Raw genomic sequence first — 20,120 nt, 5'->3', positions numbered from 1 at the left:
CGCACCCACACCGTACGCATCGATGGATCACCCGCTCAAGTGACGTTACGGGAAATTATCCTGCGCCGCCCCTTGAACGCCGACGATTTTCCCGTGGTTTCCTGTGGCTTCCTGCGATACACGCCCCCGTCGCCCACCCGCGCCCAGGCCGCGGCCGCGTCTTAACCCCCGTGTCGCGGTCGGCCGTTAGGCTGAGCGCCGCTCCGGGCAGCCGTCTCGGCAACAGCCTCAGCACGACCAGCAGAGCCGACAGAAGAGCGAGAGACCGTTGACCTTTCTCACCATCGGACACCGCGGAGTGATGGGCGTCGAGCCGGAGAACACCCTCCGATCCTTCCTCCGCGCCGAGCGCGAGGGCCTGGACGTGATCGAGCTCGACCTGCACCTGAGCAAGGACGGCGAGCTCGTGGTGATGCACGACGCCGACGTGGCCCGCACCACCGACGGCAACGGCCCCATCAGCGACTTCACCCTCGCCGAACTGCGCCAGCTCGACGCCGGGCAGGGCGAGCGCATCCCGGTCTTCGAGGAGGTCGTGGACGCCGTGCGGGCGCCCCTCCAGGCGGAGATCAAGGACACCGCGGCCGCGCGGGCCCTCGCCGAGGTGATCACCCGCCGTGATCTGCTGGACCGCGTGGACGTGCTCTCCTTCCACGACGAGGCCCTCACCGAGATCCGCACCCTGCTCCCGGACGCCCGCACCGCGCTCGTGGCCAGCCGCTACGGACTGGATGTGATCGACCGGGCGCGGGCGGTCGGCGCCGGGATGCTGGTCCTCAACATCCGCCGGCTCACCCTGGAACTCGTCCAGCGCGCCCACGCCGCCGACCTCAAGGTCATCGGGTGGACGGTGAACACCCCGGACCACCTGAAGCTGGCCCGCGGGCTCGGCCTGGACGGCGGCACCACCGACTTCCCGGAGATCAGGCGGGCGGCCCGCTACACGGCGTGACCACCCTCTCTTGCCTCAGGCCAGCGGCTTGACCAGCAGCTCGAACTCGAGACCGGCGCGGCGCGGGATGCCGAAGCGCTCGTCCCCGTACGGGAACGGCGACATCTCTCCCGTACGGGCGTAGCCGCGCCGCTCGTACCACGCGATCAGCTCCTCGCGCGCCGAGATCACCGTCATACGCATCTCCCGCACGCTCCACTCGGCCCGCACCCACCGCTCCGCCTCGGCGATGATCACCTTGCCGAGCCCGGCGCCCTGAAGCTCGGGACGCACCGCGAACATCCCGAAGTACGCATGATCACCGCGGTGCTCCAGCTGACAGCAGGCCACCAGCTCGCCGCCCAGCTCGACCACCAGCATCCGGCCGCTCTCGTCGCTCACCACGGCCGCGACCCCCTCGGGGTCGGTGCGCTGCCCGCCCAGGATGTCGGCCTCCGTCGTCCAGCCCGCCCGGCTGGAGTCCCCCCGGTAGGCCGACTCGATCAGCGCGACGAGCCCCGGCACATCGGCCTCGGTCGCGGTCCGGAAGGTCGGCTCGGCGCTGGGCCGGGCGGCGTCAACGGTCTCCATGACGTCGGAAGTCCTCTCCCTGCTGGCTGCTCCCCGCCGACGGCTCCCCGCCGTCCGCGGCAGGAATCGACCCTAACGCGCCGCCGGTGCGTAGGGTCACGCACATGGTGCATGTACTGAGCAGCCGGACCCTGCTGCGGCCGACCGACCCCGAACGCTCCCGCGCCTTCTACGGCGAGGCCCTCGGCCTCGCGGTCTACCGGGAGTTCGGCGAGGGCCCCGAGCGCGGCACGGTCTACTTCCTCGGCGGCGGCTTCCTCGAACTCTCCGGCCGCTCCGACGCCCCTCCGGCCCCCGGCCTCCAGCTGTGGCTCCAGGTCGCCGACGCCCACGCCGTCCACGAGGAACTCACGGCACACGGGGTCGAGGTGCTGCGGCCCCCGCGGAAGGAGCCCTGGGGGCTGATCGAGATGTGGATCGCCGACCCGGACGGGGTCAGAATCGCGATCGTGGAGGTGCCGGAGGACCACCCCCTGCGCTACCGGCCGGGGACGTAGTCCCGGACATGACGCGCCGACCCCGCCGGACTCGCGCGCTCCTCACCGCCTGACTCCGCGCCCGTTGTTCACGGGCGCGGAGTCAGGCCGTGGAAGATCAGGTCGAGCAGAGCGGCCGCCTGCCCGGCCGCGTCCGGCTCCGTCTCGGTGACCAGCGCGATGGCGTTCACCAGCTTGAACAGCTGCTCGACCGGCACGCCCGGCCGGACGTCGCCCGCCTCTTGTGCCCGCGCCAGGAGCCCCCGCGCCGCATCGAACACCGCCACGCGACACGACGAGCCATCCTCGCCCAGCGCCGCCAGCAGCGACGCGGCCAGCCCGCGCTCCGTGCTGCCCTGCGCGATCAACGCGCTCAGCCACTCCCTCAGTGCCGCGCCCGGCGACGGCGCGGACATCAGCTCCCCGGCCCGGCGGCACAGGGCGTCGACGTGGTCGTGGAACACCGCCTCCAGCAGCGCCTGCCGGGTGGGGAAGTGCCGGTAGAGCGTGGCGTTGCCGACGCCCGCGCGCTGTGCGATGTCGTCCAGCGGCGCATCAGCCCCCAGCTCGGCGAAGGCCGCCCGCGCGGAGGCCACCAGCCGGTCGTAGTTGCGCCGGGCGTCGGCCCGCATCATCGCCTCCCGGGTTGACTTAATCGGGGACTGTCCCCGTATCGTACCCGACGGAAACCGGGGAGCATCCCCGGTTCTCGGCACCCCGCCACCGGGAGGAAACATGATCACCGTTCTCGTGACCGGCGCCACCGGCGCCCAGGGCGGCGCCACGGCCCGCGGCCTGCTGGCCGCCGGGCAGCGGGTCCGCGCTCTCGTCCGCGACCCCGGCACCCCCGCCGCGCGGACGCTCGCCGCCGCCGGCGCCGAGCTGGTCCGCGGCGACATGGACGACCGCCTCTCGCTCGACGCGGCCACCCGCGGCGTCGACGGCGTCTTCAGCGTCCAGCCCACCCTCGGCTACCCCGGCACGCCGCCCGGCTTCGCCATCGACGACGAGCTCCGCTACGGCCGCAACGTCGCCGACGCCGCCGCCGCGGCCGGCGTCCGCAGCTTCGTGTACGCCTCCGTCGGCGCGGCCGACGCCTCGCACGGCATCGCGCGCTGGCAGACCAAGGACACCCTGGAGCGGTACGGCCGCGACCTGGGCCTGCCCATGACCGCGCTGCGGCCGGTCCGTTTCATGGACAACCAGGTCCACCCGCAGATGGGCGTGCGCGACGGCATGCTGGCCGACGTCATCCTGCCGGACGTGCCCGTCCAACTCATCGCGGCCACCGACATCGGCGCGTTCGCCACGCTGGCCTTCACCCGTCCGGCCGAATACACCGGCCGGACGATCGAACTGGCCGGGGACGAACTGACCATGCCACAGATCGTCCGAGCCATGGAGCGGGCACTGCGGCGGCCCATCACCTACCGGCATATCCCGCGCGAGGCGCTGGCCGGCCGCGACGCCGACGCCGTGGCCGGCTACGACTTCGCCAACCACGGCGGCGGCTGGCATGCCGACATCGACGCGCTGCGCGAGGAGCACCCGGGCCTGATGGACTTCGCCACCTGGCTCGACCGCGAGGGCGCCGCGGCCTTCACGACGGCGCGCGCCTGACGGCCGCAGGCCGCAGGCCGCAGGCCGCAGGCCGCAGGCCGCACAACCACGCGGAACCGAACTCGTCCAGGAAGCAAGGCAGTTTCGTGAACGGCTCCTGTCGAACGGCAGGGTGCGACATACTCATCCCCACGGCCTTCGTGCTGATCACGAATTTTCCTTGGTCGGAGCACATGGACCGCCGAAGGCCGCCTGCACCTCCGGCAGTTACCCCTCGACGCGTACCAGCGCCTCCGAAGGAATCCGGAAGTCCGCTACCCCGGCCGGGTGCGCGTCGGTTCTCGGATTGTGGCCCGTTCTACTCGGGTTCACGCGCCGGTCGCTGAGCGACGCTAGGTTCCCTCGCCGAATGGCTTCCGCCCACGCCGGCTCAGCAGTCACCTGATGGAGGCACCGAAGTGGCCACTCGTCCGGATCTGTCGCGTCGAACCATTCTCGCGGGTGCGGGTGGGCTTGGCGCAGCGAGACCGGTCCAGCCCGCCCCGGGAGCCGAGTCCAGGACCAGGCGGTGGAGCTTGGCCCACGCCCGGGCCTCGGTCCACTCAGTAAATCGACGGAAGGCGGTCACTCCCGACAGACTCAAACCGGGCGGCAATTGGTTCCAGGTACACCCCGAGGGGGCCACGAAGATGATCGCGGCCAGTACCTCGCGGTCCTCGCCGGCGTGCTCCTCCACCCTGCGGACACTGCGGAGCCGGCGGGACCACCCGCTGGAGCAACTCCCACAGGTCTTCCGGCGCCAACCGTTCGACAAGCGCAGCAGTCATCACCCCAGGCCGGTATCTCAAGCCTCAGCGCCTGCACGCCGACAAAGCCTACGACAGGGCCGACCTGCGCAGATGGCTGCGATGGAAGCGCATCGGAGTACGCATCGCCCGCAAAGGCATCGAGTCCAGTGAACGATTAGGGCTCCGCCGCTGGGTCATCGAGCGCACAATGTCCTGGCTATCCGGCCACCGCCGACTCAGCCCTCGCTACGAACGCAATCCCCGCAACTATCTGGCCTTCTCGGCCTCGCCGCCGCCCTGTGCTGCTACAAGCGACTCGTCCGCCTCACCACATAGGACACGGTCTTAGTGTGGATTGCGACCTGTATTCGATCTGCGCGACCGGACTGGGTTCCTTGGCCGATGGCGACACCGATGGGCAGCCTGACCGCCTCCTCGACGAGTGGGCCGACCACGGTTGCGCCAGCGATTACTCGGGTTGAACTGGTGGAATCCGCCGGCAGTGATGGTTCTTGATCGTTTCGGTACGACGTCGTCATGCGGTACGCGCACGGGGGCGGACTGACGCCAAGGGATCAGCAGAAGCGGGAGCGGGTGCGCTTGGAGGCGGCCGGGCGGTTCGCTTGCGGGGAGAAGACCGACGCCGTCGCGCGGGATCTTCGGGTGACGGCGCGGGTCGGTGCGGCGCTGGCGGTGGGGCGCTGGCGGTGGGGCGAGAGCTGGGCCAGTCCTCTCGGGGCTGTTCAGCCCAGGAAGTGGGACCAAAACGGGATCGTGGGGTACGCGTGGTCTTTCGGTGTCGGAACCGGCCGACCGAACTCGTGATGGAAGTAGTCGACCAGGTCAGTGCCGTAGTAAATGATGTCTGCCTGATACATCGACAACACGGGCGTGCCCGTGCGGTCTGGGTCCGCCAGGAGATACCGGTGGGAGTAGATCGGCACCATCACCGGGACCTTGGCCAAGTAGGTGCGAGCCATCGCCAAGGCGTCCTGGGTGCCCGCTGGCCGTAATTCCCACTCCGGATGCCAGAAGCCGTTGTGCTCCACGTCGAACAACACGCCGTCGATCGGCCAGGCCAACCTCTCCGCGAGGTCGCCCGCGTGACCGTCCCGCCAGTCGGGCCAGCTACCGCTACCCGTCGGCAGTCCTGCACCCAGCAACGTTCGGTGCTCCGGAGCGAAACGGAACCCCCAGCGTTCCTCGATCTGGTCGAGCTCCCGCTCGCTCATGCCTGGCTTGATCTCGACTCGGGCAGAGAGCATGGCGAGCAATCCCTCAGCGTCTTCTGAGGTCAGCGGGTTCTCGGGGCTGATCGAGGTCATGGGTGGAACGGTAGGCCACCGGGGGACGGTAGGCAGGGGGATCGAGTGGAGTACGTCGCTGTCAGCCTGTAGTCCCCATTGGCGTAAGGCCGCGAGTAGGCGGTGCCGGGGGACGAAGCTGAGTCGGTGCGTTTCCATGTACGCCTCCGAACGAGTGGGCCCGTCCCAGGGAACTGCCGGGCCGTCGCCCTCGGCGATACTCGGGCACCGCCCCGGAGACCGCCCGACCGCTCACGCGGCGACCGATCCGCGTCCCCGAACGGCGCGCGGCCCTGTGGGTGGACGCCGCCCGTGCGTACAGTCAGCGGGCAGGATCGCCGACGGTTGCCGAGCGCTCCAGGTCGCTAAATGCTGCGCGGCCCAGGACATCCGGCGGCCGGCAGTGCGTGAGCTGGTGGCTGACTTGGCCGCCCGTGACCGCCGCCGAGCCGTGCCCGAGCTGCATCACTTCAGCCGACAACTGGGAGTGCCTGCATGAGTGAGCGGAGTAAGCCGTTCCTCTACGTCGTCGTCTGTGCGGCCGGGATCGCCGGTGACGTCGGCAAGCTGATCACCGCGGCACAGGAGCGGGACTGGGACGTCGGTGTCATCGCCACCCCGCAGGGCCTGGGCTTCATCGACCCCCAAGCGGTCGAGGCCCAGACCGGCTATCCGATCCGCTCCGCCTGGCGCTCGCCCGGTGACCCGCGCCCGCTCCCTCCGCCGGACGCCATCGCCGTCGCCCCGGCGACCTTCAACACGATCAACAAGTGGGCCGCCGGGATCTCGGACACTCTGGCCCTGGGCATCCTGTGCGAGGCGTACGGCTTGGGCATCCCGACCGCCGTCCTGCCCTATCTGAACGCCGCACAGTCCGCCCACCCCGCGTACCAGCAGAGCCTGGAGCGGCTACAGGGGATGGGCGTGTTGATCGCCGACTACGAGCCGCACCAGCCGAGGGCTGGCGGCGGACGGGACGCGTTCCGGTGGGAGCAAGCGGTGGAGCTGCTCATCCGCAAGGTGCGGTGAGCACGGAAAGGGTTCGCAGCCGACCGGCAGCCACACCGCTGCGATCGTCCTGGCGGGAGTCCCCGATGTGATCGCGCACGCGATCATGCTTGGGCAGCCCAGCCGCGGATACGGCAGGCGGACGAGGTACCGCTGCCGGACGGCACTGGCGGCGGCCGGGCGTCGCACGGCACAATCGTCGGCCGTGGAGATCACTGCGCGCGCACTCAACCGGGCCACGCTCGGCCGTCAACTGCTGCTGCGGCGGGAGTCACTGGGCACCGTCGACGCCGTCCGCCGCGTCGTCGCGCTCCAGGCCCAGCACGCCGCCTCGCCGTACGTCGCGCTGTGGAACCGGCTCGCCGGATTCGCTCCGGCGGAGCTCGACGCCGCGTTCGCCGACCGTGCGGTCGTCAAGGCGACCTTGATGCGGATCACGCTGCACGCGGTCCACGCCGAGGACTACCAGGGCTTCCGCGAGGCGATGGAGCCGACCCTGTACGGCTCCCGGCTCGGCTATCGCTTCGCCGCCGCCGGGCTCACCCCGGCGGACGCCCATGAACTACTCCCGGGGCTGCTGTCGTTCGCCGAGCGGCCGCGAACGGCCGCGGAGATGGAGGCGTGGCTCGAGGAGCGGCTGGGCGTCGAGAAGAAGGCCGGGGCGTGGTGGGGGCTGAAGGGCTATGCGCCCCTGCATCACGCGGTCACCGGCGGGCCGTGGTCCTTCGGCTGGCGGCCGTCCTTCCGCGCGGCGCAGACGGGCGCCCTTTCCGCCAGGGGGCGGGAGATATCACCGGAGGCGCTGCGGGGCCTTCTGTTGCGCTATCTGGAGGGGTTCGGTCCGGCGTCGGTGGCGGACATGGCGCAGTTCGCCATGGTCCAGCGGACGCCGATACGCCAGGCGCTGCGCGCGCTCGACGGCGCCGTCAAGGAGCTCCGAGGGCCCGACGGCACCGCGCTGTTCGACCTCCCCGGCGCCCCGCGCCCGCCCGCGGACACCCCGGCCCCGCCCCGGCTCATGGCGATGTGGGACAGCATCCTGCTCGCGTACGCCGACCGCGGCCGCGTGATTCCTCCGGACTACCGCCGGGTGGTGATCCGCAACAACGGCGATGTGCTGCCCACACTGCTGGTCGACGGCTATGTCGCCGGCGTGTGGCGGCCGGTCGACGGGGGCATCGAGGCGACGGCCTTCCATGAACTCCCGCCCGCGGCATGGGACGGCCTCGCCGCGGAGGCCCGCTCCCTGACGGCCCTGCTGGCCGACCGCGACCCCCGGCCCTACAGCCGCTACGACCACTGGTGGGCCAAGCTCTCCGGCGCCCAGGTGCGCCTGCTCCCCGGCTAGGTCCGCCACCCGCGGCACCGCTTATCCTCGGCCGATGGACAGGATCACCACCCAGGCGCCCGCTCTCGTGCTGCGCCCCTGGGACCCCGCGGACGCTGCCGATCTGGTCGGGCTGTGCCAGGACCCCGCCCTGCGACGCTGGACGAACACGCCCGTGGACGACGAGGCGGGCGCGGTGCGCTGGATTCAGGAGCAGCAGCGGGGCCGGGCGGCCGGGCACCGCTTCGCGTTCGCCGTTGTGGAGTCCCGGGCCTCGTCGTCCGAGGGGCGGTTGGCGGGCCATGTGGTGCTCAAGAACGTCACCCCTGGCGGCGCCTCGGCCGAGGTGGGTTACTGGAGCGCGGCGCACGCGCGTGGTCGCGGAGTGGCTTCCAGTGCGCTGCGGGCCTTGACCGACTGGGCCTTCACCACGTTCGCCGGTGACGGACTGACGCGACTCGAGCTGCTGCACCAGGTGGACAACGCGGCGTCATGCGGCGTCGCGCACAAGTGCGGGTACGAACTGGCCAGGCTGCTGCCGGCGGCACCGCCCGCGTTCCCGGGCGACGGCCATCTGCACGTACGGACACGGACACCGTCAGCGTAGATACGCGCGTTCGTCGACGCGCCGGGTCGGCGAGCCGAGGAAGACATCCGGGGCGGCGGGGCCGTAGGCGACGTTGAGAGTGTCGAGCCGGTAGGACCACTCACCGCCACAGAAACCGACAAAGCGGTAGTTGATCCGCCACCGCAGCCACTCCCCCGGCCCGAGCCGCACCGCGGGCGGGCGGCGATGCCGGCGGGGCATGCTGAACAGCGACGCCTCAGGGGGACGGACCCGCAGCAGGCCCCCGGCCTCCTGGAGCGCCACTCCGGGGTCGGGGAGCTCCCGTACGGAGGTGTGGGGCTCGAAGGCGTCGGCTTCCCGCATGACGACCTCGTGCACGGCCGACGCCAGGCCGGGCGGCAGCGGAAACGCGAGGGGAGCCGCGTTCCTCCGGGCGGCTTCGGGGCCGCCGCGGGAGGTTTTGGTCCACTCGGTGCGTACCCATTGAACGACGGCGTCCATGGCTCGATCATCAGGCACGGGCTCGCCGCGCCGCCACCCGCTTTCCGCCGAGGCGGCACGGATCTGTGGAGGGGGCATGGTGGGCGGGGCCCTGGAAGACCTCGTGCACTGGCGTGGCGAGACCGCCCGGCTCGTCCGGGCCGTACGGCGCGACGGCGGCACCACGACCGTCACCTTCACCCGTGCCCACGCCGCTGCCGCCGCCGCGAGGGTCGCCGATGGGACGGCGAGTCCGCGCGAACTCGTGGACTGGGCCCAGGCGGTGCACTTCGAGGAGTGGGTGGACTTCGAAGCGGGACACGAGGACCTGCTGACACAGTTCCTGTTCGAGATCTCGACGCCCGAGCTGTGCGAGCCCGTCACCGCCGAGCTGTGCCGACGGTGGCTGGGCGACCTGCGGGCATCGTCGGCACACCGCGCCTCGGGGGCTACGAGAACGAATCCAGCCCCGTGAGATCGCCGGACAGCGCCCAGAGCCGGCCCGCCGCGGCGGTCCTGCGCGCCGGGACGATGACGTGCGCGCCGAAGCCGCTGCCGATCTTGTGTTGCTCGGTCGTCATGTCCCGGGACGCTAGGACCTGGAGTGCGCGCGAGGTCAAGATCACGGCTGCGGGACGGCCTGCCGCGCTCCCCCGTTGCCCCCGTGCGCTCCCGTGTGCCGGGCCGGTGCCGGGCAACCTCGGGGGGATCCGTCCGTCCCGGGAGGTGCCGTGCACGGACCGCCGCTCGCCGGTTGGCTGCTGGTCGCGCTGTGCGCGGCCACGGGGTCGTACTGCCTGCTGCGCATGCGCGGCGAGCCGCCCGGGCTGCCGCGGCGGGCCGCGGGGGCCGAGGCGCTGATGGGGTGGGGCATGGCGGTGATGGCGGTGCCCGCCGCGGCGCTGGACCCCCGGCCCTGGGGCCCGCCGGTCCTGGCGGCGGTGTTCGCCGTGGCGGCCGTACGGGCGCTGCTGCCCGCGCGGCGCGGTGGCGAGGACCTGGGCCATCATCTGCACCACGCGGTGGGGGCGTTGGCGATGGTCTACATGGCGCTCGCGATGGCGGTGAGCGGCCCGGCGGGGGCCCACGGCCACGCCGGGCACGGGGCGGAGGGGCGGGCGCCTGGCGGGGTGCCGCCGCTCACGGGCGTGCTGCTCGCGTACTTCGCGGTGTATGTGGTGTGGTCGGCGACGCGCCGGCTCGTCCCGGCGGCCACGGCCACCGCGGGCGCCGGGGCGGGCGGCGACCCCGGGCGGCCCGCCTGGTCGCGGCGGCCCGAACTGGCCGACGCGTGCAGGCTGTCCATGGCGATCGGGATGTCCGCGATGCTGTTGACCCTCTGAGCGCCCCCGGAACCGTCCCGCGGCCGTGGTGTACGTCACTTCCGGCCACCGGACCGTACCCGCCTCGCCCTCGCGCTCACTAAAGTGACGCCATGATGGTCCCGCTCGCGCTGATGGGCCTCGGCGCTCTGGCGGCGGCAATGGCGCCCCGCCTGCTGGCCCGGTCCGACTGGGCCGACCGCGAACCCGTGCTCGCCCTGTGGGTGTGGCAGTGCGTGGTGGTCGCCGTATTGCTGTGCTGCGGGCTGACCATGGCGCTCACCGCGGCGGCCGCGTCCCAGGCCGTGCGCGGGAATGTCTTCGCCCCCGCGCCCCAGGGCGTGGTGGAGGCGTACGCGCTGTCCGCGTACGGGCCCTGGGCCGCCCCCGTCGCCGTCGTCCTGGCCTGCGGCGCGGTGTGGACGGCGGTGATGCTGACGCGGGAGATCGGGCGCGCGCGGGCGCGGCGCAAGCAGCGGCGGGCCGAACTGCTCGACCGCTGCCCGGCGTTGCCCGGCGAGGAGCCCGCCGGGGACCGTCTGGTGGTGCTGGAGGGCGACCGGCCCGAGGCGTGGTGGCTGCCGGGCACTCCGCCCCGGCTGGTCATCACCACGGCGGCGCTGCGCCGCCTCAAGGGCCGTCGGCTGGATGCCGTTCTGGCCCATGAGCAGGGGCACGCCCGGGCCCGCCACCACTGGCTGCTGCACTGCTCGGCCGCGCTGGCCACCGGCTTTCCTCAGGTGCCGGTATTCGCGGCCTTCCGCGACCAGGTGCACCGGCTGGTGGAGCTGGCCGCCGACGACTCCGCCTCGCGGCGCTTCGGGCGGCTGACGACCGCGCTCGCGCTGGTCGAACTGAACGAGCACCGGGGGGTGTTCGGGCCCGTTCCGGCCCAGCTCGCGGAGGTCCCGCAGCGGGTGGACCGGCTGCTCGCCCCCGCCGCGCGGCTCTCCCCCGCCCGCCGCCTTCGGCTGACGGCCGCGGCGGCGCTGGTCCCCGTCGTGCCGCTGGTGGTCACGCTGGTCCCGGCGCTGCGGGTGCTGGGCTGAGCCAGGCGTAAACCCTTCGCCGGGGCGGGGCGCCCGCGGCTACAGTCGCGCGCTGTCACCTACCCGGGAAGGCCTGAGCAACATGACCCGCACCACGTGCACGACCCCCGCACCGGCCGAGCGACCCGGCGACCGGGCGCTGACGGCCCCCACCGTCTCGTGTGTCTTCGTGTGCCACGACGGCGCGGGGCGCATCCTGCTGGCCCGGCGCGGCGCGGCGGCGCGCGACGAGCCGGGGACCTGGGACACGGGGGCCGGGGCGCTCGAACACGGCGAGTCGTTCGAGGCGGCCGTCGCGCGTGAGGTCCGTGAGGAGTACACCGCGGAGGCCCTCACGGTCGAGACCCTCGGGGTCCGCAACATTCTGCGCGGCGATCCCGTCTCCCACTGGGTGGCCGTGGTGTGCGCCGTGGAGGTGGACCCGGCGCGGGTCGCCATCGGCGAGCCGCACAAGTTCGACGCGCTCGGCTGGTTCGCCCCGGACGACCTGCCCACCCCGTGCCACTCGCAGCTGGCGGCGACCCTCGACCTCTTCCGCGCCCTGCGAGGCTAGGCCCTGGCCGCCCCCCGCGCCCGCCGGTGCGCGATCATCGACTCATGCATGTGTCGAAGCTCCATGCCGTACGCACCGCCGCGGTCCTCGCCGCGCTCTTCGTGATCCTGCTGGTGCCGGTCGCGGCCGGCTGGGGGCCGCTGGTGGACGCGGACGGGGACATCGCCGAAGCCCTGCACCGGACCGCGGTGACGCACCACGGCTGGACCGAGGCCAACAAGGTGCTGACCGACTGGGTGTGGGATCCCTGGACGATGCGTGCGGGGCTGACGCTGCTGGCCGGATGGCTGCTGTGGCGACGGATGTGGCTGCTCGCGATGTGGATCGCGGCCACGGCCGCCGCGGGGACGGCGCTCCAGCAGGGCATCAAGGCGGCGGTCGGCCGGGAGCGCCCGCACTGGACGAACCCGGTGGACTCGGCGCACTACGCCGCCTTCCCGTCCGGCCACGCCCTCACCGCGACCGTCGCGTTCGGCCTGCTGCTGTGGGTGATGACGCTGTGCGGGGCGCGCGCGGCGTGGCTGCGGGCCGCGACCGTACTGGCCGTGGTGTCGGTGGCCGGGGTGGGGTTCACCCGGGTGTATCTGGGGGTGCACTGGCCCACGGATGTGCTGGGCGGCTGGCTGCTGGGCGCCGCCCTCGTGTACGCGGCGGCGGCCACGTACCCGTACCCGCCGGACCGGGAGGACGAGCGCGCCGAGGAGTGACCCGTCTCCGGCGGCGAGCGCGGGCCCACCCGCATCGGCCGAGCGGGCACCACCTGGGCCGCGGGCCTGGAACGATGGGGGCATGACGATCAAGGGCGCGCTGTTCGACTTCTCCGGGACCCTCTTCCGCATCGAGCCGACCGACGCCTGGCTGCGGGCCGTGCTCGACGCCTCGGGCGCGGTCCTCCCGGAGGAGGACCTGCTGCGGTACGCCCGGCGGCTGGAGGACGCGGGGGCGCTGCCGGGCGGTGCGCCGCCGCTGGCGGTGCCGCCGCACCTGAGCGAGGTGTGGGGCACGCGGGACCGCAGCGCGGAGGAGCACCGTGCCGCCTTCACGGGGCTGGCCCGGGAGGTGCCGCTGCCCGACCCCGAGCTGTACGACGCGCTGTACGACCGCCACATGCAGCCGGCCGCTTGGCGGCCGTACCCCGACGCGGCCGAGGTGCTGGGCGAACTGCGGCGGCGCGGGGTGCGGATCGCGGTGGTCAGCAACATCGGCTGGGATCTGCGGCCGGTGTTCCGGGCGCACGGTCTTGACGAGTTCGTGGACGCCTATGTGCTGTCGTTCGAGCACGGCGTCCAGAAGCCCGACCCCCGGCTGTTCCGGGTGGCGTGCGACGCGCTCGGGCTGGCCCCGGAAGACGCCGTGATGGTGGGGGACGACCGGCGGGCGGACGCGGGGGCGGCGCGGCTGGGGTGCCGGGTGCATCTGGTGGACCATCTGCCGGTGGAGCGCCGCCCTGACGGGCTGCGGCCGGTGCTCGACCTCGCGGGCGCGGTCAGACGCCGTGACACCCGGTCACAGACGCGGTGAAACCGCCGATTCGGACGATCCCCCGCGTCGCCCGAACCGGCGGAGCATCGGGGCCGCCCAGGGCACAGGATGGCGGACAACCCGAGACCGCACTGAGTATATTGGCCATGAGCCAGTCAACGCAGGAGTTACAGCATGTCCCCCCGCAGCCCTTCGGTCAATGAGGAGTTGCGCCGCCGGTCCCAGGAGCGCCTGCTTCAGGCGACGGTCGATCTGGTCGGCGAGCGCGGCTACGAGGCGACGACTCTCGCCGACATCGCCGACCGGGCCGGGGCGGCGCGCGGTCTGGTTTCGTACTACTTCCCGGGCAAGCGCCAGTTGCTCCAGACGGCCGTGCACCGGCTGATGCACCTGGAGCTGGCCAAGGGGCTGGAGCGGGAGCCGCGGCCGGAGGGCGAGGGCGCGGGCCGCGAGTGGCTGGCGCGGGCGATCGACGCGATCCTGGGGCTCGCTGTGGAGCGTCCGCTGCTGATGCGGACGCATATGGCGGGCATTCTGACGGCCGAGGGGTTCATCCAGTGCCCCGAGCAGCAGCGGCTGGCCCTGCTGCTGCGCGACACGATGGTGCGGTACGGATCGCCGGACCCGGACGCGGACTACCCGCTGTTACGTGCGCAGCTGATGGGCGCGGTGGTCGCGCTGCTGCTGCCGGGGGCTCCGATGCCGGTCGAGCGGCTGCGGGCGGAGCTGTTCAACCGCTACGGGCTGGAGTGGGAGTTGGGCCGCCCGCCGGGCGCGGAACGGCCCGGCGGGACGGACGAGCAGGACGAGCAGGACGAGCGAGACGGGCAGGACAGCCAGGACGCCCCGGACGACCTGGGGTCGTCCGGGGCGGGTGGTCAGCGGTAGTCGGGCTGCGTCTGCACGTTCAGCTCGGGCACCCGCACCGACCGGGCGCTGTCGGTGCGCCGGTCGTCGATCTTCAGGACGTCGAAGCCCTTGGCGATGTCGTTCGAGTAGATGTAGCCGTTGTAGTAGTACGCGGACCAGGAGCCGCCGCCGACCAGCGTCTCGGTGGAGATGGGGCCGCGCTCGAAGTAGCCGATCTCCTTGGGGTGATCGGAGTCGGTGAACTCCCAGATGGACACGCCGCCCTGGTACCAGGCCTGGACCATGATGTCGCGGCCCTTGACCGGGATCAGCGAGCCGTTGTGGGCGACGCAGTTCTCGGTGTTCGCCTGGTGGCGCGGGATCTTGTAGTAGCTCCGGAAGACCAGCTTGCGGCGGTCGCCCTTGCCGACGATGTCGTAGATGCCGTCGGCGCCGCGGTTCGGGCCGACCTCGGCGTTGCAGGTCGCGGCCCCGCCGCCGCCGAGCTCGTCGGTGAACACGACCTTGTCGCCGCGCTCGTTGAAGGTCGCCGAGTGCCAGAAGGCGAAGTTGACGTTGTCCTCGACCCGGTCGATGACGCGCGGCTTGGCCGGGTTGGCGATGTCCAGAAGGATGCCGTCACCCATGCACGCGCCCGCCGCCAGCTTCAGCTTGGGGAAGGTGGTGATGTCGTGGCAGCCGGTCGTCTTGGACACGCCCGGGTTGGTGGGAGCGCCCGGGTTGCCGCCGTCCGGGAAGAGCACCGGGAAGTCGATGACGGCCGACTTCTCGGGGGCGCTGCGCGGCACCTTGATGACGGAGATCCCGTCGTGCGGCGGCTGGCAGTCCGGGAAGGTGGCGTCCGGGGAGTACGAGGAGACGTAGATGTAGACGTTCTGCCGCTCGGGCACCAGGGTGTGGGTGTGGGAGCCGCAGGCGGTCTCGACGGCCGCGACGTACTTCGGCGCGGTCTTGTCGGTGATGTCGAAGACCTTCATGCCCTCCCAGGACGACTTCTCCGTGGCGGGCTGCGTGGTGCTGTTGCAGGAGTTGTCGCTGCGCGAGGAGTCCGTGGACAGGAAGAGCAGGTTCCCGGAGACGCTGATGTCGTTCTGGGAGCCGGGGCAGAGCACCTGGCTGACGGTCTTCGGCTGCTTCGGGTTGCTGATGTCGTAGATGACGAAGCCGTCGTAGTTGCCCGCGAAGGCGTACTTGCCCTGGAAGGCCAGGTCGGAGTTGGTGCCCTTGAGGGCCTGCTTGGGGATGTTGGTCAGATGGCTGACGTTGTCGCTGTGGACGACCTCGTCCACGCCGGGTATCTCGCCGCTCTTGATGGCCGCCTTGACGTCAGCGGCCTGATCCTCCGTTACCCGCTTGCCCTTGGGGTCGGCGCCGGGGTCGGGCGTCGCGGCCGCCGGGCTCGCGGCGAACAGCGAGGCGAGGAGGCCGAAGGCGACGACGGCTGTACCGAAGTGCCGGGGCCGCATCGGGGATCTGTGGCGCACCTGGAATCTGTGCCACGGCTTCAACTGCGTCCTCCCTTGGTTCACGTTCGGGTTGAACGATGCGTGGACCTGAGTCGTGGGCAGTATGGCTTGTTTCATGTACAGACCAACAGTCGGCAATGAATATGTAACGAAGATTCTCGGCCGGGATCGGCGACTTACGTGCTAATACGGTCACCAGCACAGCTTGCAAGCATCCCTGGAGGTCACGGTGTTGATCCGGCGTACGACCACGACCACCCGCGCCGTCCGGCTCGCGGTCGCGGCGGTGACCGCGGCCCTGGCGCTGGCCCTCACCGGCTGCGAGTCCGAAGGCGGCGCCAAGGCCGACGACAAGGGCAAGGAGGCCGGTCCCTCGGTGATCGCGCCGGGCAAGCCCGGCGAGGCGGCCGAGAAGCTGACGGCCGAGGAGGCGGCGAAGGCGAAGAAGGAGGACGACTCCCCCAACTCGGCCGATTTCGCGTACGTGAGCATGATGATCGAGCATCACCGGCAGGCCCTGGTGATGACCGATCTGGCCCCCGACCGGGCGAAGTCGTCGAAGGTCAAGCGGCTCGCCGAGCGCATCGCCGCCGGGCAGCAGCCGGAGATCGAGGCGATGCAGGGCTGGCAGAAGACGAACGGCTGGACGAAGGACCAGGGCGGCGGCGCGCCGGAGCACGCGGGCGGGCACGGCCACGACGCCATGCCCGGCATGGCCACCGAGAAGCAGCTGGACCAGCTGCGCGCGGCCCGCGGCGCCGACTTCGACAAGCTCTTCCTCAAGCTCATGATCACCCATCACTCCGGTGCGGTCTCCATGGCCACGGACGTCCTGGCCAAGGGCAACAACCTGCGGGTGGAGGAGATGGCGGACGACGTCATCTCTCAGCAGAGCGCCGAGATCCGGCGGATGGAGCAGCTCGGATAGCGCAGGCTCGGAGAGCCGAAAGCCGGCGCCCGGGCCGATGGCCGGCGCCCCGGCGTCAGCCTTCGGCCCGGATGTCACCCGGGAGCCTGGCATCGGGTGTGTAATTCCGGACCGGAGCCCGTCCCGGGTGCGATGCTGGAGACATCCTGCGGAAGGAGCTCCTCCGTGCTTCGCGTAGCAGTCGTCGGTTCCGGGCCGAGCGGGGTCTACGCCGCCCAGGCGCTCGTCCAGCAGCAGACCGTGCCCGATGTGGCCGTGGACGTACTGGACCGGCTGCCGTGCCCGTACGGCCTGGTGCGCTACGGGGTCGCCCCGGACCACGAGAAGATCAAGTCGCTCCAGAACACCCTGCGCACGGTCCTGGAGCACCCCCGGGTCAGCTTCCTGGGCAATGTGCCGGTGGGGCCCGCGCCGCTGGTGCCCGAGCGGCTGCTGGGGCTCTACCACGCGGTCGTGTACTGCGTCGGGGCGGCGTCCGACCGCCGGCTCGGCGTCCCCGGGGAGGAGCTGCCGGGCAGCTTCTCGGCCACCGAGTTCGTCTCCTGGTACAGCGCCCACCCCGACTCGGCGATCGACGCCTTCGCGCTGGGGGCGCGCTCCGCCGTGGTCATCGGGGTCGGCAATGTCGCGGTCGACGTGGCGCGGGTGCTCGCCCGCGGGGCGGAGGAGCTGCGCGCCACCGATGTGCCGCACGCCGCGCTCGGCGTGCTCGCCGACAGCCGGGTGGCCGATGTCCACATGGTCGGCAGGCGCGGTCCGTCGCAGGCCAAATTCACCACCAAGGAGCTGCGCGAGCTCGGCGCGCTGGCCGGTGCCGATGTGCTGGTGCGGCCCGAGGAGCTGGCGATGGATCCGGCGTTCGCGGACCCGTCGGAGCTGCCGGGGGCCGGCCGGCGCAATGTGGAGGTGCTGCGCGACTGGGCGCGCCGCGCCCCCGAAGGCCGGCCGCGCCGGATCCATCTGCGGTTCTTCCTGCGCCCGGCGGCGCTGCTCGGCGATGCCTCCGTACGGGCGGTGCGGTTCGAGCGGACCGCGCCGGACGGGATGGGCGGGGTCGCGGGGACCGGCGAGTTCGAGGACGTACCGGCGCAGCTGGTGCTGCGGTCGGTGGGCTACCGGGGCGTACCGCTGCCGGGGCTGCCGTTCGCCACGGACAGCGGGACGGTCCCGCATGCCGAGGGGCGGGTGGTGCGCGGCGGCGCGCCGTCGCCCGGCGAGTATGTCGCGGGGTGGATCAAGCGCGGTCCGACCGGGGTGATCGGCACGAACCGCTCGTGTGCCAAGGAGACCGTCGCCTCCCTCCTGTCCGACGCGGACGCCCTGGCCTCGCGCCCGGTGGCCGAGGACCCGCGGGAGGCGCTGCGGGCGATGGGCCTGGAGCCGGTGGAGTGGCCCGGCTGGCTGCGGATCGAGGCGGCGGAGTCGGCGCTCGGGCAGGCGCTGGGGCGGCAGCGGGTGAAGATCCCGGACTGGCCCGGGCTGCTGACGGCGGCCCGCGACGCTCGGGGCTGAGCTCCGGGAGCGCTCGGCGCCGAGCCCCGGCGGCCTGGTCACACGGCGGCAACGCCGGGGAAATCAACAAACTGTTCAAGGCTTCTACCGTCGCGTCCTGTTGTCGTGCTACCCACTCCCCAGCTGCCTCATCAGCCGCAGCGTTCCCGTAGCCGCCCAAGGAGCCCGTATGAAGTCCGCACGCCACCCCGTGGACGAGGTCCCGCCGCCCGGACAGCTCGCCGCCTTCGATCTTCAGCATGTGCTCGCGATGTACGCGGGCGCCGTCGCCGTGCCGCTGATCGTCGGCGGTGCCATGAAGCTGCCGCCCGCTGACCTGGCGTATCTCATCAACGCCGACCTGCTGCTGTGCGGGATAGCCACCGTCCTCCAGTGCGTCGGACTATGGCGGTTCGGCGTACGGCTGCCGATCATGCAGGGCTGCACCTTCGCCGCGGTCACCCCGATGGTGCTGATCGGCACCGAGGGCGGCGGGCTGCCGGCGATCTACGGCTCGGTGATCGTCGCGGGGGTGGCGATGATCCTGCTCGCGCCGGTCTTCGGACGGCTGCTGCGCTTCTTCCCGCCCCTGGTGACCGGCACGGTGATCCTCGTCATCGGACTGTCGCTGCTGCCGGTGGCGGGCAACTGGGCCGCGGGCGGCCAGGGTTCCGCGGACTTCGGGGCGCCGAAGAACCTGGGGCTGGCCGCCGGGGTACTGGTCACCGTTCTGGCCGTGCAGCGCTTCGCGCCCGGCTTCCTGGGCCGGATCGCGGTGCTGGTGGGCATCGTGGCCGGGACGGCGGCGGCCGCGCCGCTCGGCTTCACCGACTTCTCGGGCATCGGCGACACCGACTGGCTCGGCGTCTCCACGCCCTTCCACTTCGGCGCCCCGACCTTCGAGGGGGCGGCCATCGCTTCGATGCTGGTAGTCGCGTTGGTGACGATGACCGAGACGACCGGGGACTTCATCGCGGTGGGCGAGATGACCGGCCGCGAGGTCGACGCGCGGCGGCTCGCGGACGGGCTGCGCGCGGACGGCGCGGCCACCCTGCTCGGCGGGGTCTTCAACACCTTCCCGTACACCGCCTTCGCCCAGAACGTCGGCCTGGTGGGGATGACGCGGGTGCGCAGCCGGTGGGTGGTGGCCACGGCGGGCGGCATTCTGGTGCTGCTGGGCCTGGCGCCCAAGCTGGGCGCGCTGGTCGCGGCGGTCCCGGCGCCGGTGCTGGGCGGGGCCGGTCTGGTGATGTTCGGCACGGTCGCGGCGAGCGGGCTGCGGACCCTGGCGGGGGTGGACTTCCGGGACAACCACAACCTCACGGTGGTCGCGGTGTCGGTCGCCGTCGGGCTGCTGCCGGTCGGTGTGCCGGGCGTGTACCAGGAGTTTCCGCACTGGTTCCAGACGGTGATGAACAGCGGGATCAGCGCGGGCTGCCTCACCGCCATCGCGCTCAACCTGCTCTTCAACCATCTGCCGGCCGGGGCCGGGCGGGGCTCAGCCCCGGTCGTCGGCGGGGCGCAGGTCCTGGCGGGCGGCGGCGAGCAGGACGCTGTCGAGCAGCCCGGGGAACAGCGCCTCTAGGTCCTCGCGGCGCAGCGCGTTCATCTTGGCCGTGCCGCGGTAGATCTGGCTGATCACGCCGCACTCCCTGAGCACCCGGAAGTGGTGGGTGGAGGTGGACTTGGTCACCGGCAGGTCCACGTCCGAGCAGGTCAGCTCGTGGGCCTCGGCCGCCAGGGCCCGCACCACCCGCAGCCGCATCGGATCGGACAGCGCGTGCAGCACGTCCTCGAGGCGGATGTCGTCGCGCGCGGGGTGCTCGAGCGAACGGCCGGTCGGCTGTTCCTGGGCGGGGGTCTGCGTCTGCACGGCTACTCCTCGGTGCCTGGCTGGCAGACCCATTCTACGAGCATGGTACGAGA

At 72.1% G+C, this 20,120-nt stretch carries 23 protein-coding genes and 4 pseudogenes; 19 read left to right on the top strand and 8 right to left on the bottom strand.

All coding sequences use genetic code 11. The features are described from left to right. Positions 1 to 268 precede the first annotated feature (268 nt). Positions 269 to 952: a glycerophosphodiester phosphodiesterase gene (locus ACZ4WQ_RS35535; protein ID WP_398376395.1), complete on the top strand. Its 684-nt coding sequence runs from the start codon at positions 269 to 271 to the stop codon at positions 950 to 952. A 15-nt stretch (positions 953 to 967) separates the two neighbouring features. Here ACZ4WQ_RS35535 and ACZ4WQ_RS35530 read toward each other — a convergent pair whose 3' ends face one another. Then, entirely contained in the window at positions 968 to 1,522 is a 555-nt protein-coding gene (locus ACZ4WQ_RS35530) for a GNAT family N-acetyltransferase (RefSeq protein ID WP_311726818.1), read from the bottom strand. A 104-nt stretch (positions 1,523 to 1,626) separates the two neighbouring features. Between ACZ4WQ_RS35530 and ACZ4WQ_RS35525 the strand changes: the two genes are divergently transcribed. Continuing rightward, on the top strand, positions 1,627 to 2,019 hold the full coding sequence (locus ACZ4WQ_RS35525) for a VOC family protein (RefSeq protein WP_398376393.1): 393 nt from the start codon (positions 1,627 to 1,629) through the stop codon (positions 2,017 to 2,019). A 68-nt stretch (positions 2,020 to 2,087) separates the two neighbouring features. On the opposite strand, the gene ACZ4WQ_RS35520 is transcribed toward ACZ4WQ_RS35525, so the two are convergent. Next, entirely contained in the window at positions 2,088 to 2,630 is a 543-nt protein-coding gene (locus ACZ4WQ_RS35520) for a TetR/AcrR family transcriptional regulator (protein ID WP_385344548.1), read from the bottom strand. Between the two features lie 103 nt (positions 2,631 to 2,733). Here ACZ4WQ_RS35520 and ACZ4WQ_RS35515 point away from each other — a divergent pair, with 103 nt between their 5' ends. Further along, entirely contained in the window at positions 2,734 to 3,618 is an 885-nt protein-coding gene (locus ACZ4WQ_RS35515; protein ID WP_311726821.1) for an NmrA/HSCARG family protein, read from the top strand. Between the two features lie 455 nt (positions 3,619 to 4,073). Here ACZ4WQ_RS35515 and ACZ4WQ_RS35510 read toward each other — a convergent pair. After that, positions 4,074 to 4,385: pseudogene (locus ACZ4WQ_RS35510) on the bottom strand (transposase); the annotation flags it as partial. Between the two features lie 7 nt (positions 4,386 to 4,392). Between ACZ4WQ_RS35510 and ACZ4WQ_RS35505 the strand changes: the two are divergent. Together ACZ4WQ_RS35505 and ACZ4WQ_RS35500 are read left to right on the top strand one after the other, a co-directional pair. After that, positions 4,393 to 4,682, top strand: a pseudogene (locus tag ACZ4WQ_RS35505) (transposase); the annotation flags it as partial. A 201-nt stretch (positions 4,683 to 4,883) separates the two neighbouring features. Continuing rightward, positions 4,884 to 5,055 (top strand): annotated as a pseudogene (locus tag ACZ4WQ_RS35500) (helix-turn-helix domain-containing protein); the annotation flags it as partial. A 34-nt stretch (positions 5,056 to 5,089) separates the two neighbouring features. Here the strand turns inward: ACZ4WQ_RS35500 and ACZ4WQ_RS35495 are convergent. Further along, a complete protein-coding gene (locus ACZ4WQ_RS35495) occupies positions 5,090 to 5,671 on the bottom strand; it encodes a hypothetical protein (protein ID WP_311726822.1) in 582 nt (193 codons plus the stop codon). A 200-nt stretch (positions 5,672 to 5,871) separates the two neighbouring features. On the opposite strand from ACZ4WQ_RS35495, the pseudogene ACZ4WQ_RS35490 reads away from it, so the two are divergent. The 4 genes and pseudogenes from ACZ4WQ_RS35490 to ACZ4WQ_RS35475 all read left to right on the top strand — a co-directional run. Then, positions 5,872 to 6,149, top strand: a pseudogene (locus tag ACZ4WQ_RS35490) (helix-turn-helix domain-containing protein); the annotation flags it as partial. Next, positions 6,146 to 6,679 (top strand): flavoprotein, encoded by a 534-nt coding sequence (locus ACZ4WQ_RS35485; protein WP_385344557.1) that lies wholly within the window; start codon positions 6,146 to 6,148, stop codon positions 6,677 to 6,679. The pseudogene ACZ4WQ_RS35490 and the gene ACZ4WQ_RS35485, both read left to right, overlap by 4 nt. 184 nt (positions 6,680 to 6,863) lie before the next feature. Beyond that, positions 6,864 to 8,006: a winged helix DNA-binding domain-containing protein gene (locus ACZ4WQ_RS35480; RefSeq protein ID WP_398376389.1), complete on the top strand. Its 1,143-nt coding sequence runs from the start codon at positions 6,864 to 6,866 to the stop codon at positions 8,004 to 8,006. 34 nt (positions 8,007 to 8,040) lie between these two features. Beyond that, the gene (locus ACZ4WQ_RS35475) at positions 8,041 to 8,592 is read left to right on the top strand and encodes a GNAT family N-acetyltransferase (RefSeq protein ID WP_398376387.1); all 552 of its coding nucleotides are present in this window, start codon (positions 8,041 to 8,043) and stop codon (positions 8,590 to 8,592) included. On the opposite strand, the gene ACZ4WQ_RS35470 is transcribed toward ACZ4WQ_RS35475, so the two are convergent. After that, the gene (locus ACZ4WQ_RS35470) at positions 8,584 to 9,054 is read right to left on the bottom strand and encodes a hypothetical protein (protein ID WP_398376385.1); all 471 of its coding nucleotides are present in this window, start codon (positions 9,052 to 9,054) and stop codon (positions 8,584 to 8,586) included. The two genes, ACZ4WQ_RS35475 and ACZ4WQ_RS35470, sit on opposite strands and share 9 nt — an antisense overlap. On the opposite strand from ACZ4WQ_RS35470, the gene ACZ4WQ_RS35465 reads away from it, so the two are divergent. Then, positions 9,053 to 9,508 (top strand): hypothetical protein, encoded by a 456-nt coding sequence (locus ACZ4WQ_RS35465; RefSeq protein ID WP_468022708.1) that lies wholly within the window; start codon positions 9,053 to 9,055, stop codon positions 9,506 to 9,508. The two genes, ACZ4WQ_RS35470 and ACZ4WQ_RS35465, sit on opposite strands and share 2 nt — an antisense overlap. Here the strand turns inward: ACZ4WQ_RS35465 and ACZ4WQ_RS35460 are convergent. Then, positions 9,483 to 9,614, bottom strand: a complete 132-nt coding sequence (locus tag ACZ4WQ_RS35460; RefSeq protein WP_468022707.1) for a hypothetical protein — start codon at positions 9,612 to 9,614, stop codon at positions 9,483 to 9,485. The two genes, ACZ4WQ_RS35465 and ACZ4WQ_RS35460, sit on opposite strands and share 26 nt — an antisense overlap. 150 nt (positions 9,615 to 9,764) lie before the next feature. Here ACZ4WQ_RS35460 and ACZ4WQ_RS35455 point away from each other — a divergent pair, with 150 nt between their 5' ends. From ACZ4WQ_RS35455 to ACZ4WQ_RS35430, 6 genes are all read left to right on the top strand, one after another. Continuing rightward, entirely contained in the window at positions 9,765 to 10,376 is a 612-nt protein-coding gene (locus tag ACZ4WQ_RS35455) for a DUF5134 domain-containing protein (RefSeq protein ID WP_358845822.1), read from the top strand. A gap of 92 nt (positions 10,377 to 10,468) precedes the next feature. Next, the gene (locus tag ACZ4WQ_RS35450) at positions 10,469 to 11,404 is read left to right on the top strand and encodes a M56 family metallopeptidase (protein WP_385344575.1); all 936 of its coding nucleotides are present in this window, start codon (positions 10,469 to 10,471) and stop codon (positions 11,402 to 11,404) included. A gap of 82 nt (positions 11,405 to 11,486) precedes the next feature. Next, a complete protein-coding gene (locus tag ACZ4WQ_RS35445) occupies positions 11,487 to 11,957 on the top strand; it encodes an NUDIX domain-containing protein (RefSeq protein ID WP_311726829.1) in 471 nt (156 codons plus the stop codon). 44 nt (positions 11,958 to 12,001) lie between these two features. Then, positions 12,002 to 12,664: a phosphatase PAP2 family protein gene (locus ACZ4WQ_RS35440; protein WP_311726830.1), complete on the top strand. Its 663-nt coding sequence runs from the start codon at positions 12,002 to 12,004 to the stop codon at positions 12,662 to 12,664. Between the two features lie 82 nt (positions 12,665 to 12,746). Beyond that, positions 12,747 to 13,478, top strand: a complete 732-nt coding sequence (locus ACZ4WQ_RS35435) for an HAD family hydrolase (RefSeq protein WP_398376379.1) — start codon at positions 12,747 to 12,749, stop codon at positions 13,476 to 13,478. 135 nt (positions 13,479 to 13,613) lie between these two features. Next, positions 13,614 to 14,327: a TetR/AcrR family transcriptional regulator gene (locus ACZ4WQ_RS35430; RefSeq protein WP_398376377.1), complete on the top strand. Its 714-nt coding sequence runs from the start codon at positions 13,614 to 13,616 to the stop codon at positions 14,325 to 14,327. Here the strand turns inward: ACZ4WQ_RS35430 and ACZ4WQ_RS35425 are convergent. Beyond that, complete coding sequence (locus ACZ4WQ_RS35425; protein WP_311726978.1) at positions 14,318 to 15,775, bottom strand: LVIVD repeat-containing protein; 1,458 nt, start codon at positions 15,773 to 15,775, stop codon at positions 14,318 to 14,320. The two genes, ACZ4WQ_RS35430 and ACZ4WQ_RS35425, sit on opposite strands and share 10 nt — an antisense overlap. 229 nt (positions 15,776 to 16,004) lie before the next feature. On the opposite strand from ACZ4WQ_RS35425, the gene ACZ4WQ_RS35420 reads away from it, so the two are divergent. The 3 genes from ACZ4WQ_RS35420 to ACZ4WQ_RS35410 all read left to right on the top strand — a co-directional run bounded on the left by ACZ4WQ_RS35420 (position 16,005) and on the right by ACZ4WQ_RS35410 (position 19,779). Next, a complete protein-coding gene (locus tag ACZ4WQ_RS35420; protein WP_385344634.1) occupies positions 16,005 to 16,703 on the top strand; it encodes a DUF305 domain-containing protein in 699 nt (232 codons plus the stop codon). A gap of 165 nt (positions 16,704 to 16,868) precedes the next feature. Further along, a complete protein-coding gene (locus ACZ4WQ_RS35415) occupies positions 16,869 to 18,215 on the top strand; it encodes an FAD-dependent oxidoreductase (RefSeq protein WP_358845827.1) in 1,347 nt (448 codons plus the stop codon). 169 nt (positions 18,216 to 18,384) lie between these two features. Next, on the top strand, positions 18,385 to 19,779 hold the full coding sequence (locus ACZ4WQ_RS35410; RefSeq protein ID WP_398376375.1) for a nucleobase:cation symporter-2 family protein: 1,395 nt from the start codon (positions 18,385 to 18,387) through the stop codon (positions 19,777 to 19,779). Here ACZ4WQ_RS35410 and ACZ4WQ_RS35405 read toward each other — a convergent pair. Then, positions 19,693 to 20,067, bottom strand: a complete 375-nt coding sequence (locus ACZ4WQ_RS35405) for an ArsR/SmtB family transcription factor (RefSeq protein WP_358845829.1) — start codon at positions 20,065 to 20,067, stop codon at positions 19,693 to 19,695. The genes ACZ4WQ_RS35410 and ACZ4WQ_RS35405 overlap by 87 nt on opposite strands. Between the last annotated feature and the right edge of the window lie 53 nt (positions 20,068 to 20,120).

The organism is Streptomyces sp. NPDC028305 (assembly GCF_055569495.1).
This window is presented reverse-complemented; position numbering and strand designations above follow the sequence as displayed.

Coding starts and splice junctions, on each gene's coding strand:
- ACZ4WQ_RS35450 (WP_385344575.1), top strand. CDS start 10,469: ATGATGGTCCCGCTCGCGCTGATGGGCCTCGGCGCTCTGGCGGCGGCA.
- ACZ4WQ_RS35470 (WP_398376385.1), bottom strand. CDS start 9,054: ATGGACGCCGTCGTTCAATGGGTACGCACCGAGTGGACCAAAACCTCC.
- ACZ4WQ_RS35410 (WP_398376375.1), top strand. CDS start 18,385: ATGAAGTCCGCACGCCACCCCGTGGACGAGGTCCCGCCGCCCGGACAG.
- ACZ4WQ_RS35515 (WP_311726821.1), top strand. CDS start 2,734: ATGATCACCGTTCTCGTGACCGGCGCCACCGGCGCCCAGGGCGGCGCC.
- ACZ4WQ_RS35440 (WP_311726830.1), top strand. CDS start 12,002: ATGCATGTGTCGAAGCTCCATGCCGTACGCACCGCCGCGGTCCTCGCC.
- ACZ4WQ_RS35495 (WP_311726822.1), bottom strand. CDS start 5,671: ATGACCTCGATCAGCCCCGAGAACCCGCTGACCTCAGAAGACGCTGAG.
- ACZ4WQ_RS35445 (WP_311726829.1), top strand. CDS start 11,487: ATGACCCGCACCACGTGCACGACCCCCGCACCGGCCGAGCGACCCGGC.
- ACZ4WQ_RS35530 (WP_311726818.1), bottom strand. CDS start 1,522: ATGGAGACCGTTGACGCCGCCCGGCCCAGCGCCGAGCCGACCTTCCGG.
- ACZ4WQ_RS35485 (WP_385344557.1), top strand. CDS start 6,146: ATGAGTGAGCGGAGTAAGCCGTTCCTCTACGTCGTCGTCTGTGCGGCC.
- ACZ4WQ_RS35525 (WP_398376393.1), top strand. CDS start 1,627: ATGGTGCATGTACTGAGCAGCCGGACCCTGCTGCGGCCGACCGACCCC.
- ACZ4WQ_RS35430 (WP_398376377.1), top strand. CDS start 13,614: ATGTCCCCCCGCAGCCCTTCGGTCAATGAGGAGTTGCGCCGCCGGTCC.
- ACZ4WQ_RS35465 (WP_468022708.1), top strand. CDS start 9,053: ATGGCTCGATCATCAGGCACGGGCTCGCCGCGCCGCCACCCGCTTTCC.
- ACZ4WQ_RS35520 (WP_385344548.1), bottom strand. CDS start 2,630: ATGCGGGCCGACGCCCGGCGCAACTACGACCGGCTGGTGGCCTCCGCG.
- ACZ4WQ_RS35460 (WP_468022707.1), bottom strand. CDS start 9,614: ATGACGACCGAGCAACACAAGATCGGCAGCGGCTTCGGCGCGCACGTC.
- ACZ4WQ_RS35425 (WP_311726978.1), bottom strand. CDS start 15,775: ATGCGGCCCCGGCACTTCGGTACAGCCGTCGTCGCCTTCGGCCTCCTC.
- ACZ4WQ_RS35475 (WP_398376387.1), top strand. CDS start 8,041: ATGGACAGGATCACCACCCAGGCGCCCGCTCTCGTGCTGCGCCCCTGG.
- ACZ4WQ_RS35435 (WP_398376379.1), top strand. CDS start 12,747: ATGACGATCAAGGGCGCGCTGTTCGACTTCTCCGGGACCCTCTTCCGC.